Genomic DNA, 12097 nt, shown 5'->3' on the forward strand with positions numbered 1-12097 from the left:
CCGGCGCACGACACGGTCACGGGGCGTTCCAGGGTCACAGGGCCTCCAAAGCGTCGCGGATCCGGTAGAGCAGGGAGACCTCCGGAGCGGCGGCCGCGGTGGCGGCGCGCAGCGGGGCGCGGGCCGGCGCCACGCCCGCCTGCGGCGTACGCACCAGCCCCGCGGCCGCCAGCCGCCGGACGTCGAGGAGGGTGGCGAACGCCGAACGCCCCAGTGCCCTGGCGATCTGCAGCGGTGTCCGCACCCCGTCCGCGGCCTCCAGGACGGCCCGCCGCCCGCACGTCGGCCCGGCGGCCCGGGCAAGGGGGCCGGGGCCGGCGACCGGCACGACCGGGGCGGCGTCCACCTCCGGCCACGGCCAGGCCCGTTCGAGCAGCCGCCGCCGGCGGCGCACCTCCCGCTGCAGGAGGGGGACGGGCACCGGACGGACGGGACCGAACCAGTGCCGGGCCTGACTGAGGAACCTCTCCGGCCCCCGCTGGGTGGCGTCGAGCGGGGACAGGACGAAGAAGGCGGCGTCGAACAGGGCGCTCAGATGGCACAGTTCCAGCTCGCCCCTGCTCAACCGGCCGTGCTCCACGAGGAAGGTGCCCGCGCGGTAGTCGGGACCGCCCTCCTCCACCGCCTCGTCCCAGCACTCGGGGGAGAGCCGGCCCCCGGCCGTCAGCCGCCACCCCACGTCGGGCACGGCGGGACTCTCGGCGTGCACCACGGCGCCGTCGGCGAGGTAGAGCGCGCCGACGCGGCCGTGCAGGGCGCCCGTGGCGCGCTCGGCGGCGAGCCGGGCCAGGGTGCCGCCGCCGGGACCCGCCGCCGCCCGTGCGTCGTCCTGGCCGTTCAGGTCCGCGCTCACGCCACGACCAGCCTGGCGGTCAGGTCCTTGAGCCGGAACAGGGCCACCGCGAGATTGGCCTCGGCACGGTCCAGCCACACGTAGAGGAAGACGCTGCTGTCGAAGGCCGTCTGCACGAAGCGGATCAGGTGGTAGCTCCCGCGCGCCGTGACGATCAGGTCCTCCACCGGTCCCGCGTCGGGGGTGGAGCGGGTGAACGCGCTGTTCTCGAAGGCCAGCCGGGCCAGTTCGGCGGCGTCGGCGGCGGAGGCCTCATGGTCGCCCTCCGGTCCCTCACCGGCCACCCCCAGGGCGAGCCCGCTGGTCCAGTCCACCAGACTCGCGCCCCGCGCCCCGGGGATGGTCATGGCCTCGGCTAAGCACCCGTCGATACCGGTCACACGATCCTCTCCAGCCGCGCGGCGGCAGCGCGCGCCGCGTCTACGTACGGGTGGCGATCACCAGTGGCATGCCCTGTGCGACGGAAGGTAATCGATAACAGTGGTGTGAGGTGAGGGTTTTGGCATTTCCCCTAGGCACATGTGCTGCCGTGTCAATGGCCGGATCCAGCGGTTTACGGCAGCCGAAGAGGGTCACGCCACCAGGGCATCCGCTGCCAGTGATCTCCCGCTACATCGAAAGATGTAGCGCGGATTCATCACCGCCTACGAGGCTCGTCGCGCGCCGCGCGGTGACGATGAAAAGAACGACGAGTCTTGGAGAACGCGATGTCGCACACCGCACGGCCGTCCGTCCCCTCCCCGGGGAGCCCGCCGCCGCCCGCGCCCCGCCCGGCGTCCGGGCAGGTCACCGGCGCGGTCAGGGCCGGCGGACGGCTCGCGCTCCTGGACGTGCTGCGGGGCGCGGCGATCCTCGGCACGCTGATGACCAACGTATGGATCTTCACCGGCCCCGGCGCGGAATGGGGCATTCTCTCCGGCACCGGAGGCGCCTCCCTGCACGGCCTGCTGTCCGGCCCGTCCCTCCCGGCGGCGGCCGAAGCCCTCTTCCGGCTGCTCGCCGACGGCAAGTTCCTGGCCATGCTGACCATCCTGTTCGGCGTCGGACTGGCCATCCAGTTCGACTCCGCCGCCAAGCGCGGACAGCCGTGGCCGGGCCGGTACCGGTGGCGGGCGCTGTTCCTGTTCGCCGAGGGCACACTGCACTTCGTCCTGGTCTTCGCCTGGGACGTCCTCATGGGCTACGCGGTCACCGCGCTGCTGGTAGCCTGGCTGCTCACCCGCTCCGACTGGTTCCGCCGAGGGGCGATGTGGGGAGCGGCGGCCCTGCACGTGGCGCTCATGTCACTGATCACTCTGGGATCGCTCGCCTCGCCCTCCGGTGACAGCGACGAGCCCAGCCGCCGCGTCGTCGACCTCTACGCCCACGGCGGCTACCTCGACCAGATCGCCTTCCGGCTCCACAACGCCGTGGTGCTGCGCACGGAACCGGTCCTCTCCTTCGGGCTGCTGGTCTTCCTCTTCCTCCTCGGCGTACGGCTCTACCGCGCCGGCGCGTTCGCCCCGGACGTCCAGGGGCGCCGCATCCGCGCCCGGCTGCTCGGCTGGGGACTCGGCCTGGGCGTGCCGCTCAACGTGGCCACCGCCCTGGGCGGCGCCGACTTCTACCTGCTCGGCCGCTACGTGGCCGCCCCGGTGGTGGCGCTCGGCTACATCGGCCTGATCGGCGTGCTCACGGACCGGATGCGCGGCGGCGGACTGGTGACCTCGGGCCTGACCTCGGTGGGCCGCACCGCCCTCTCCTGCTACGTCGCCCAGAACGTGCTGTGCATGCTGGCCGCGTACGGCATCGGCCTGGGACTCGCCACCCGGTTCGGCGACTTCACCCCGTGGTGGGTGATGGGCCTGTGGGCCGTGGTGTGCGTGATCCTCATGGCCGCCTCCAGCCTGTGGCTGCGACGGTTCTCCCACGGGCCGCTGGAGGCGGTGCAGAAGTGGGCACTGCGCCGCTGAGGCGGGCCAGGCCGGCCCGAGCGGCGCGGCGCGGCGCGGTGCGCTCCCGCGCAGACTTTCGGCTCGCGGAGCTTGGACCATAGTCGCCGCACGGTAGACCTTCGGCGCTGCCGGCGGCCGGTGCCGCCGGGCCACACTCCTCGCATGAGCACCGCAGCGCTTCGCCGTATCGCCCCCGCACTGGGGCTGTTCGCCCTGGCACCCGTGATCGGCGAGTGCCTGCTGGGCAATCTCACCCTGTCCGAGATGGCCTTGCTGCTGCCCCTGCTCGCCCCCATGTACGGGGGCGGCGCGCTGCTCATCCGGGAAGTGGCCCGGCGGGCGGGGCGCGGGCCGTCGGCGATGCTGGTGCTGGGACTGGCGTACGCCCTGGTCGAGGAGGGCCTCGTCGACCAGATGCTCTTCAACCGCCTCTACGCCGGGCACGATCTGATGGGCGACACCTACATACCGGCGCTCGGCATGGGCGCCTGGCTGACGCTCGCCGTCCTGACCATGCACGCCGTGTGGAGCACCACCGTCGCCATCGTCCTCGTCGAGGCCCTCGTGCCGGGGCGCTCGCGGTCGCCGTGGCTGGGCCGCACCGGACTGGTCGTGACCGGCCTGGTCTTCGTCGCGGGCTCGGCCCTGGTGGCCTACGGGCACTATCTCGAGGAGCGCTTCGTCGCCGCACCCTGGCAACTGGCCGGCACAGCAGTGGCGGTGGTGACCCTGATCGCCGTCGCCCTGTGCCGCGGACGGCGAGCGGCGCGAGGGCCTCACGAGCTCCGCCCCTCGGGTGCCGGGGCGCCGGGGCCCTGGGCGGTCGGCCTCGCGGCGTCGGCGGCGGGCAGCCTCTTCACGGCGACCGAGCAGGTGCCGGGCTGGTGGCGCGCCCTGGCGGCGGCCGCGCTGCCGGCCGTCGCGCTCGTGGTCGGCACCCGCTGGTGCCGCAGGCCGGGCTGGGGCCCTCGGCAGCAGGTCGCAGCCGCCGGAGGAGCGTTGCTGGCCTACGCGGGGACCGGCTTCTTCACCACGCCGGAGTCGGCGCCCAAACAGGCAGCGGACTACGGGGCGAACGCCGCACTGGCCGCGGGCGCGGTACTGCTGCTGATATGCGCCACCCGGGCAACGGCCCGGGCGACCGCCCAGGCCGGCAGCGCTCTGCGGGTCGGGACGGCTCGGAAGTGACCTGGGGACGGCGCGCGGGGTCGGCGCGCAGGGTCAGGGGGCGGGAGTCAGCGGGCGGGGCCAGCGCTAAGGGCCCGGGGCCAGCGTCCGGGGCCAGGGTCCGGGGCCCGTGCCCGCGGCTAGCGGCCGGGGCCGGGGCCCGCGCCCAGGTCAGCGGCCGGGGCCAGGGCCCAGGGCCGGGGCCCGGGGCCAGCGGCCAGGTCCCCCCCCCGCCAGGGTCAGCGCCCGGGGTCAGTGCCCAGGGCCCGCGCGCCCGGGCCCCGCGCCCCCGGGCCAGCGGCCAGGTCCCCCCCCCCGCCAGGGTCAGCGCCCGGGGTCCGCGCCCCCCGCCCCGCCCCCCGGGGCCCACGCCCCCCCGCCCCCCGGTCAGGGCAGGAGGCGCTGTTCCTTGGCCACGGCGACCGCGCCCGCGCGGGTGTCGACTCCGAGTTTGGCGTAGATGCGGCCCAGGTGGGTCTTGACCGTGGCCTCGCTGATGAACAGGGCCCGCGCGATCTCCCGGTTGCCCAGGCCGCGCGCCAGCTGCCCCAGGATGTCGCGCTCGCGCTCGGTGAGCGTGCCGGCCGCGGGGCGGGCGCCGCGCATGTGGGCCATCACCCGGCCGGCGACCGGCGCCGAGAGGGCGGTGCGCCCCTGGGCCGCGGCGTGGACGGCGGAGAACAGTTCCTCGGGGCGCTCGGCCTTCAGCAGATAGCCGGTGGCCCCGGCCTCGATCGCGCGGGTGACGTCCGCGTCCGTGTCGTACGTGGTCAGGACCAGCACGTGCGTCGTCCCGCCGGACGCCGCGGCGATGCGGCGGGTGGCCTCCACGCCGCCGATGCCCGGCCCGAGCTGAAGGTCCATCAGGACCACGTCGGGCTTCAGCTTCGCGGCCAGCGCGACCGCCGCCTCGCCGGTGCCGGCCTCGCCGACGACCTCGATGCCGGGTTCGCTGGCGAGCAGGGCCAGCAGCCCGGCCCGTACGACGGCGTGGTCGTCGCACAGCAGCAAACGTACAGGGGTGGTGTTCACCGGAGCTCCGAGGAGGGAGAAGTGGGGGAGGGGCGCAGGGGGACGGACGCGGAGACGACGGTGCCTTCGCCGGGCGCCGATTCCACGCTCAGCCGGCCGCCGACCGCCAGGACGCGGGCGCGCATGGCGGGCAGGCCGTGCCCGCGCCCGCCCTCACCCGGCCGGGTGGCGGCGATGTCGAAGCCCCGCCCGTCGTCGGCGATGTCGAGCACGACGTGGTCGTCCAGGCAGGTGAGGGTGAGGGCCGCGGTGCTCGCCCCGGCGTGCTCGCGCACATTGGCGAGCGCCCCCTGCGCGATGCGCAGCAGCGCCGACTCCACCCGGCCCGGCAGCGCCACGGGCGGCCCCTCCAGGTGGAAGCGCACGGTGAGAGTGCCGGTCGACTCCCGCCCGGCCAGGGCGCGCAGGGCCTCGGCCAGCGGCACGCCGCGGTCCAGGTCCGGCGGCGCCAGGTCGTGGACGAAGCGGCGGGCCTCGGCCAGGCCGCGGGCGGCGACGTCCACGGCGGTCCGCACGTGGGCGCGGGCAGTGAGCGGGTCGGCGTCCCAGACCCGGTCGGCGGCCTGCAGCAGCATCTGCTGGCTGGACAGCCCCTGGGCCAGGGTGTCGTGGATCTCCATCGACAGCCGCTGCCGCTCGGCGAGCGTGCCCTCGCGCCGCTCGGTCGCGGCCAGTTCGCGGCGGGTGCGCAGCAGGTCGTCGATCAGCGCGCGCTGCCGGGACGCCTGCCGCTGCATGTGCACGAAGACGGCGGTCGCCATCGCGGCGACGGTCGGCGGGGCGACGACGAGGTTCGGGTCGAACCCGAAGAGGCTGATCTGCGCGGCCACGACGAACACGGTCAGCACGCCGATCAGGGCGAGCGCGGCCCGCACCGGCAGCGTGTGCAGGCTCGTGTAGACGAGAGGGATCGCGCACCACGCGAAGCTCGGCGCGAGCACGACCAGCACGACCCAGACGGCGACGACCGCGCCGAGCCACAGGCGCCGGCGGGCGACGGCGGCGTCGCCGAGCGCCGAACCGAGCACGTACAGCGCGGCCAGCACGGCGCTCAGGGCGACCACCCACGGGATGCGGGGCTCACCGGGGTGGCGGAGCAGGAAGCGGACGAGGGACGCGCCGAGGAGCAGGAAGAACGCGGCATGCCGGATCGCGGCGAACCACCACGCGTCGGGGTCGCCGCCGGGCTCGCGGGACCCGGCCGGGTCCTCCCCGGCCTGCGGTGGGGGGCTGTGCACGGGCGGGTCCTCTCCTTGTCGAATTGCCGGAACGGTGCTGTCTTCCCGTCCTAACCCCTCCCGGACCCCTTCGCATCATCCGATCGGTTGACAGGGGGGTCGGCCGTCCTGCCCGCCGGGAGCAGCCGGAACGACGACGGGAGCGGGGCGCGGGCGCTTCGAGGATGGAACCACGGCGCACGGCCGGCGGTTCCCCGCCGGCTTCCGGGCGTCGTCATTCGTCCCGTGAGCCCACCGGCCAAGGAGTCCCCATGAAGAGCCCGCAGAAGTTCCCCGTCCGCGCCCGGGTCCTGACCGTCGCCGCGGTCGCCGTCATCGGCGCCGGCACCTTCGGCGCCGTCTCCGCTACCGCCGCGTCCCCCGCGCCCAAGGGCTTCACCCAGACCACCCACCTGACGGTGGAGTCGGCGGCCGAGGCCGCGAAGGCGGCGCTCGCCGCCGCCAAGAAGGACGGTCAGAAGGTGTCCGTCGCGGTCGTCGACCGCAACGGCAACACCCTGGTGACCCTGCGCGGCGACGGCGCGGGCCCGCAGTCCTACGAGTCCGCCGAGCGCAAGGCCTTCACCGCGGTCTCCTGGAACGCCCCCACCTCCGAGCTGGTCAAGCGGCTGCAGCAGGCGCCGAACCTGAAGGACATCCCCGGCACCCTCTTCCTGCCCGGCGGCGCCCCGGTCCAGGCCCAGGGCGCCCCGGTCGCCGGCATCGGCGTGGCGGGCGCGCCGAGCGGGGACCTTGACGAGAAGTACGCCCGGGCGGGCGTCGCCGAGCTCGGCAAGTAACGCCCGGGGCGCACGGCCCGGGCAGACGGCGACTCGGCGCCGCACGCACCGGTGCCCGGCGGCTTCGACAGCCGCCGGGCACCGGTGAGCGGAGCTGAGGACTACGCCGTGAGCGCGTCGCGGACCTCGCGGAACGCCGCGACCGTGCGCAGGACGTCCTCGCGCGAGTGCGCGGCGGACAGCTGGACGCGGATGCGCGCCTTGCCCTTGGGCACGACGGGGTAGGAGAAGGCGATCACGTAGATGCCCTTCTCCAGCAGCGCCGCGGCCATCCGGGCGGCCAGCGCGGCGTCACCGACCATCACCGGGGCGATCGCGTGCTCGCCCGGCAGGATGTCGAAGCCCGCGGCGGTCATCTCCGCGCGGAAGAGCTTGGTGTTCTCCCGCAGCCGTGCCCGGCGGTCGCCGGACTCGGTCAGCAGCTCGAGCACCCGCAGCGAGGCGCCGACGATGGACGGCGCCAGGGAGTTGGAGAACAGGTACGGGCGCGAGCGCTGGCGCAGCAGCTCGACGATCTCGGCGCGGGCCGCGACGTAGCCGCCGCTGGCGCCGCCGAGCGCCTTGCCGAGGGTGCCGGTGATGATGTCGACCCGCTCGGTCACGCCGAACAGCTCGGGGGTGCCGCGGCCCTCCTCGCCGACGAAGCCGACGGCGTGCGAGTCGTCGACCATCACCAGGGCGCCGTAGCGCTCGGCCAGGTCGCAGATCTCGTCCAGGGGCGCGATGTAGCCGTCCATGGAGAACACGCCGTCGGTGACGATCAGCTTGTGGCGCGCGCCGGAGGCGTCCTTCAGGCAGCGCTCCAGGTCGGCCATGTCGCGGTTGCGGTAGCGGAAGCGGGCCGCCTTCGACAGGCGGATGCCGTCGATGATGCTCGCGTGGTTGAGCTCGTCGGAGATCACCGCGTCCTCGGCGGTCAGCAGCGTCTCGAAGACACCGCCGTTCGCGTCGAAGCAGGAGCTGTAGAGGATCGTGTCCTCCATGCCGAGGAACCGGGAGATCTTCTCCTCCAGCTCCTTGTGCGGCGCCTGGGTGCCGCAGATGAACCGGACGGAGGCCATGCCGAAGCCCCAGTCGTCCAGGGCCTTCTTGGCGGCGGCGATGACCTCGGGGTGGTCGGCGAGGTCGAGGTAGTTGTTGGCGCAGAAGTTCAGCACCTTGCCCTCGCCGACGCTGATCGCGGCGGACTGCGGGCTGGTGATCACACGCTCGGACTTGTACAGGCCGGCGTCGCGGATGTCCTGCAGCTCGGTGCGCAGGTGCTCGCGCATGCTGTCGAACACGGGGTGACTCCTCGTCGTGTGGGCTGCGTCAGGGGGCGGTCGGCCGGGTCCAGTCGATGACGACCTTCCCGCACTGGCCGGAACGGGCGGTGGCGAACGCCTCGGCGTGCTGCTCGAACCCGAACCGGTGCGTTATCACCGGGGAGATGTCCAGGCCGCTGCGGAGCAGCACGGACATCGCGTACCAGGTCTCGTACATCTCGCGGCCGTAGATGCCGCGCAGGGTCAGCATGCGGGTCACGACGGTGGCCATGTCGATGCTCACGTCGCCGGTGGGCAGGCCGAGGGCGGCGATGCGGCCGCCGGGGGACATGGTGGCGATCATGTCCTGGAGGGCGTCGGCGCGGCCGGACATCTCCATGCCGATGTCGAAGCCCTCGGTCATGCCGAGCTCCGGCATGACGTCGGCGATGCGCCGGCTGCTGACGTCGAGGGCGACGGTGGCGCCCATCTTCTGCGCCAGGGCCAGCCGGTACGGGCTGACGTCGGTGATGACGGTGGAGCGCGCCCCGGCGTGCTCGGCGACGGCCGCGGCCATCATGCCGATGGGGCCGGCGCCGGTGATCAGCACGTCCTCGTTGAGGACGGGGAAGGAGAGGGCCGTGTGCACGGCGTTGCCGAACGGGTCGAATATGGCGGCGACGTCGATGTCGATCTCGTGCCGGTGCACCCAGACGTTCGACTCGGGCAGGACCACGTACTCGGCGAAGGCACCGTCGGTGTGGACGCCGAGGCCGATCGTGCGGATGCACAGGTGGCGGCGGCCGGCCATGCAGTTGCGGCACGTGCCGCAGACCAGGTGGCCCTCGCCGCTGACCGTGTCGCCGACCTTCACGCCGGTGACGCCCGGGCCCGTCGCCACGACCTCGCCGGCGAACTCGTGGCCGAGCACGAGGGGGGCGCGGACCACACGGGCCGCCCAGTCGTCCCAGCTGTCGATGTGCAGGTCGGTCCCGCAGATGCCCGTGCGCAGCACCTTGATCAGGACCTGTCCGGCGCCGGCCTCGGGGGTCGGCACCTCGGTCAGCTCGAGACCGGGTCCAGCGGTGGTCTTTACCAATGCCCTCATGAGGGATCACTGTGCGGCCTGACCGCTGTGAAGTCCATCAACATTTTTCGAGATCGGCTGTGAAGTCCCGCTTAACGATCTGCGATAGTGGACCGGTGATCGATCCCCGCCGCCTGCGCGTCCTGCGCGCCCTCGCCGACCACGGCACCGTCACCGCGGCCGCCGGCGCCCTCTACCTCTCGCCCTCGGCGGTCTCCCAGCAGCTGGCCGCCCTGGAGGCGGAGACCGGGCACGCCCTGCTCGAACGCCGTGGCCGCACCGTGCGGCTGACCGCCGCCGGCACCGTCCTCGCCCGGCACGCCACCGAGATATCCGCGCAGCTCGAACGGGCCGAGGCGGACCTGGCCGCGTGCTCCACGGGCCTGGTGGGCGAGGTGAGCGTGGCCGCGTTCGCGACGTCCATCACCGAGGTCGTCGCCCCGGCCGTCGCCGCCCTGCGCCGACGGGCGCCCCAGGTGCGCGTCCGGGTCAAGGACGCCGAGGGCCACGCGAGCGCCCGCCTGCTCATCGACGGCGAGGTCGACATCGCCGTCGCCGTCGAGCACCGCGACTCCCTCGCCCCCGGCGACGGACAGCTGCTGTACGCCCCCCTGTACGAGGAGCCCTTCGACGCGGTCCTGCCCCCCGGCCACCGGCTGGCCGGCGTGCCCGAAGTGGACCTCGCGGACCTGCGCGACGACCTGTGGATCACCCCCTGGCCCGGCAACCCCGTGCACGAGGCCGTGCTGCGCGCCTGCGAGGAGGCCCGCTTCCAGCCCCGCGTGGAGTGCCTGTCCGACGACTTCTCCGCCGTCTGCGCCCTGGTCTCGGTGGGCGCGGGGGTCGCCCTCGTGCCACGCTCCGCCCTGCACGGCATCCGCCCCGCGCTGACCCCCGCCGTCCGGCCGGTGCGCGGACCGGGCCCCACCCGGCGCGTCTTCACGGCCGTGCGCCGCGGCAGCGAGGGGCACCCCCTGCTGCGGCTCGCCCTCGCGGAGCTGCGCGAGCGGGCCGCCGCGCTCACCGCCTGAACGGCGCGGTTTTCCGGCAGGGCCGGAATCGGCGACGGCTTCGCTCGCGGGGCCGCGCCGCCCGGGGCACGATGGTCCCGTCCCGGGCACGGCCCGCCCGCCGCCGAGCCGCGGCCACGCCCGGGAACCGGACCCCGATCTCCCTGGAGCATCCATGATCTTCATCGTCGTCAAGTTCACCGTCCGCCCCGAGCGGAGCGAGGAGTGGCTCGACCTCGTCCAGGACTTCACGCAGGCCACCCGCGACGAGCCGGGCAACGTCTTCTACGAGTGGTCCCGCAGCGTGGACAACCCCCACCAGTTCGTCCTGGTGGAGGCCTTCGAGTCCGCCGAGGCGGGCGAGGTGCACGTGAACTCCGAGCACTTCAAGACCGCCATGGCCTGGATGCCCGACGTGATCGCCGAGACCCCGCAGATCATCAACGTCGAGGTGCCGGGCACCGGTTGGTCGGCCATGGCGGAGCTCTCCCCGCGCGGCTAGGACGTCGCCCGTCCGCCGTCGTCAGTCGACCCGCACTTCCTCCACGCCCAGGTACAGCACCGTCGGCCGGGCGGGGTTGAAGGCGATGGCGGAGATGCCGTCATAGGCGTTGTGCGTCGTGGTGACCTTGCCCGTGGCCGCGTCGAGGCGGAACAGATCCGTGCCGTGGTCCTGGTAGTAGGTGCCGTACGCGAAGTAGAGCACGTTCGCGTCGGAGGGGCTCGGCGCCAGCAGGGTGCCGTTGGTGAGCTTGGTCCGCGGGGAGTGGTCGACGGTCTTGACGAAGGTGCGGCCGCCGTCGGTCGAACGGTAGAGGTGGCGGCCCTCGGAGCCCGAGCCCGGCGCGGCCTCCACCAGGTCGATGCCCAGGGCGTGGACGACCGAGGGGTCCGCGGGCGAGACGGCCGCCTGGAAGAGGTTCGCCGCGCCGCCCGCGGTCCCCGACAGGCCGGTGGACGACGTCCACGTGGCGCCGCCGTCGGTGGTCACCGCCCCGCCGCGTGCCATGCCGCCCGCGACGGCGTGGTCCGGGTCGGCCGGGTCGAAGGCCACGGAGTACACGGCCGTCCCGCCGCCGAAGGCCCGGATGCCGACCGCCCGCCAGCTCGCCCCGCCGTCCGTCGAGTCGAACAACTGGCCGTCGCCGCCGGCGAGGCGCACATGGCCCGGCCGCGCCCGGTCGGTGCCCACCCCCACGATGTTCGCCGTGGGAGCGGTCAGCCGGGTGACGGTCCTGCCGTCCACCCGGGCGAGGTAGCCGCCGCTCATCTCCCAGGCGAAGGCGCGCCCGCCGGGGGCCGCGGTCAGCCGCGTGGAGCCGCTGCCCAGCGTCGCGACGCGGGTCCAGGTGCAGCCCGCGTCCGTCGAGCGCTGCAGTTCACTGTTGCGGGTGGCCAGCAGGGTGTCGGGCGTGTCCAGGGCGACCAGCCCATGGGTGTAGCTGACCGGCTTCAGGGTCCCGGTCGTGGGGGCCAGGCTCGCACCGTCGTCGGTGGTGTAGGTGACGGCGCCGTCGCCGGTGACGCGGGCGCAGGTCGGCACGGTCCAGGCCGGGGCGTCGGCCGCGACGGCGGAGGGCGACTGGGCAAGGACGAAGGCAGCGGCTGCCGCGGTGACGGCCGAACCGGTCCGCTTCATGATCTCTCCCTTGTGGGGCACTGACACGAGGTCATCGACGATCATGTTCTACGCGGTCGGCATCCGGCGCGGAATGCGATCCGGCGCCAATCCTGCTGTCCGGAAACGCGCTTG

Annotated in this window: 12 protein-coding genes; 5 read left to right on the plus strand and 7 right to left on the minus strand. The window is 74.1% G+C overall.

Going from position 1 to position 12097, the window contains the following annotated elements; translation table 11 throughout:
• Nucleotides 1-34: 34 nt before the first annotated feature.
• Together ABZ956_RS09080 and ABZ956_RS09085 are read right to left on the minus strand one after the other, a co-directional pair.
• On the minus strand, nucleotides 35-853 hold the full coding sequence (locus tag ABZ956_RS09080; RefSeq protein ID WP_361889178.1) for a transcriptional regulator: 819 nt from the start codon (nucleotides 851-853) through the stop codon (nucleotides 35-37).
• A complete protein-coding gene (locus tag ABZ956_RS09085; RefSeq protein WP_361889181.1) occupies nucleotides 850-1233 on the minus strand; it encodes a hypothetical protein in 384 nt (127 codons plus the stop codon). Before ABZ956_RS09085 ends, ABZ956_RS09080 begins: the two co-directional genes overlap by 4 nt.
• A 327-nt stretch (nucleotides 1234-1560) precedes the next feature.
• Here ABZ956_RS09085 and ABZ956_RS09090 point away from each other — a divergent pair, with 327 nt between their 5' ends.
• Both ABZ956_RS09090 and ABZ956_RS09095 read left to right on the plus strand, forming a co-directional pair.
• The gene (locus ABZ956_RS09090; protein WP_361889184.1) at nucleotides 1561-2805 is read left to right on the plus strand and encodes a DUF418 domain-containing protein; all 1245 of its coding nucleotides are present in this window, start codon (nucleotides 1561-1563) and stop codon (nucleotides 2803-2805) included.
• Between the two features lie 144 nt (nucleotides 2806-2949).
• Nucleotides 2950-3975 carry a DUF998 domain-containing protein gene (locus ABZ956_RS09095; protein WP_361889187.1) on the plus strand — a complete coding sequence of 342 codons (1026 nt, stop codon included), beginning with the start codon at nucleotides 2950-2952 and terminating at the stop codon, nucleotides 3973-3975.
• A gap of 366 nt (nucleotides 3976-4341) precedes the next feature.
• Here the strand turns inward: ABZ956_RS09095 and ABZ956_RS09100 are convergent, their stop codons facing one another.
• Both ABZ956_RS09100 and ABZ956_RS09105 read right to left on the minus strand, forming a co-directional pair.
• Complete coding sequence (locus tag ABZ956_RS09100) at nucleotides 4342-4986, minus strand: response regulator transcription factor (RefSeq protein WP_361889190.1); 645 nt, start codon at nucleotides 4984-4986, stop codon at nucleotides 4342-4344.
• A complete protein-coding gene (locus ABZ956_RS09105) occupies nucleotides 4983-6224 on the minus strand; it encodes a sensor histidine kinase (protein ID WP_361889193.1) in 1242 nt (413 codons plus the stop codon). The genes ABZ956_RS09100 and ABZ956_RS09105 overlap by 4 nt, the downstream gene beginning before the upstream one ends.
• A 251-nt stretch (nucleotides 6225-6475) precedes the next feature.
• On the opposite strand from ABZ956_RS09105, the gene ABZ956_RS09110 reads away from it, so the two are divergent.
• A complete protein-coding gene (locus tag ABZ956_RS09110) occupies nucleotides 6476-7003 on the plus strand; it encodes a heme-binding protein (protein WP_361889195.1) in 528 nt (175 codons plus the stop codon).
• 101 nt (nucleotides 7004-7104) lie between these two features.
• Here the strand turns inward: ABZ956_RS09110 and ABZ956_RS09115 are convergent, their stop codons facing one another.
• Together ABZ956_RS09115 and tdh are read right to left on the minus strand one after the other, a co-directional pair.
• A complete protein-coding gene (locus ABZ956_RS09115; protein ID WP_361889198.1) occupies nucleotides 7105-8286 on the minus strand; it encodes a glycine C-acetyltransferase in 1182 nt (393 codons plus the stop codon).
• A gap of 28 nt (nucleotides 8287-8314) precedes the next feature.
• Nucleotides 8315-9355 carry an L-threonine 3-dehydrogenase gene (gene tdh / locus ABZ956_RS09120; protein WP_361889201.1) on the minus strand — a complete coding sequence of 347 codons (1041 nt, stop codon included), beginning with the start codon at nucleotides 9353-9355 and terminating at the stop codon, nucleotides 8315-8317.
• 95 nt (nucleotides 9356-9450) lie between these two features.
• Here tdh and ABZ956_RS09125 point away from each other — a divergent pair, with 95 nt between their 5' ends.
• Nucleotides 9451-10365, plus strand: a complete 915-nt coding sequence (locus ABZ956_RS09125; RefSeq protein ID WP_361889204.1) for a LysR substrate-binding domain-containing protein — start codon at nucleotides 9451-9453, stop codon at nucleotides 10363-10365.
• A gap of 154 nt (nucleotides 10366-10519) precedes the next feature.
• Complete coding sequence (locus ABZ956_RS09130; RefSeq protein WP_071963122.1) at nucleotides 10520-10846, plus strand: putative quinol monooxygenase; 327 nt, start codon at nucleotides 10520-10522, stop codon at nucleotides 10844-10846.
• 21 nt (nucleotides 10847-10867) lie between these two features.
• On the opposite strand, the gene ABZ956_RS09135 is transcribed toward ABZ956_RS09130, so the two are convergent.
• Nucleotides 10868-11983: a dispase autolysis-inducing protein gene (locus ABZ956_RS09135; RefSeq protein ID WP_361889207.1), complete on the minus strand. Its 1116-nt coding sequence runs from the start codon at nucleotides 11981-11983 to the stop codon at nucleotides 10868-10870.
• Nucleotides 11984-12097: the final 114 nt, after the last annotated feature.

The sequence above is a fragment of the Streptomyces sp. NPDC046261 genome (assembly GCF_040646235.1).
Taxonomy (GTDB): Bacteria; Actinomycetota; Actinomycetes; order Streptomycetales; family Streptomycetaceae; genus Streptomyces.

Coding starts and splice junctions, on each gene's coding strand:
- ABZ956_RS09090 (WP_361889184.1), top strand. CDS start 1,561: ATGTCGCACACCGCACGGCCGTCCGTCCCCTCCCCGGGGAGCCCGCCG.
- ABZ956_RS09095 (WP_361889187.1), top strand. CDS start 2,950: ATGAGCACCGCAGCGCTTCGCCGTATCGCCCCCGCACTGGGGCTGTTC.
- ABZ956_RS09110 (WP_361889195.1), top strand. CDS start 6,476: ATGAAGAGCCCGCAGAAGTTCCCCGTCCGCGCCCGGGTCCTGACCGTC.
- tdh (WP_361889201.1), bottom strand. CDS start 9,355: ATGAGGGCATTGGTAAAGACCACCGCTGGACCCGGTCTCGAGCTGACC.
- ABZ956_RS09130 (WP_071963122.1), top strand. CDS start 10,520: ATGATCTTCATCGTCGTCAAGTTCACCGTCCGCCCCGAGCGGAGCGAG.
- ABZ956_RS09135 (WP_361889207.1), bottom strand. CDS start 11,983: ATGAAGCGGACCGGTTCGGCCGTCACCGCGGCAGCCGCTGCCTTCGTC.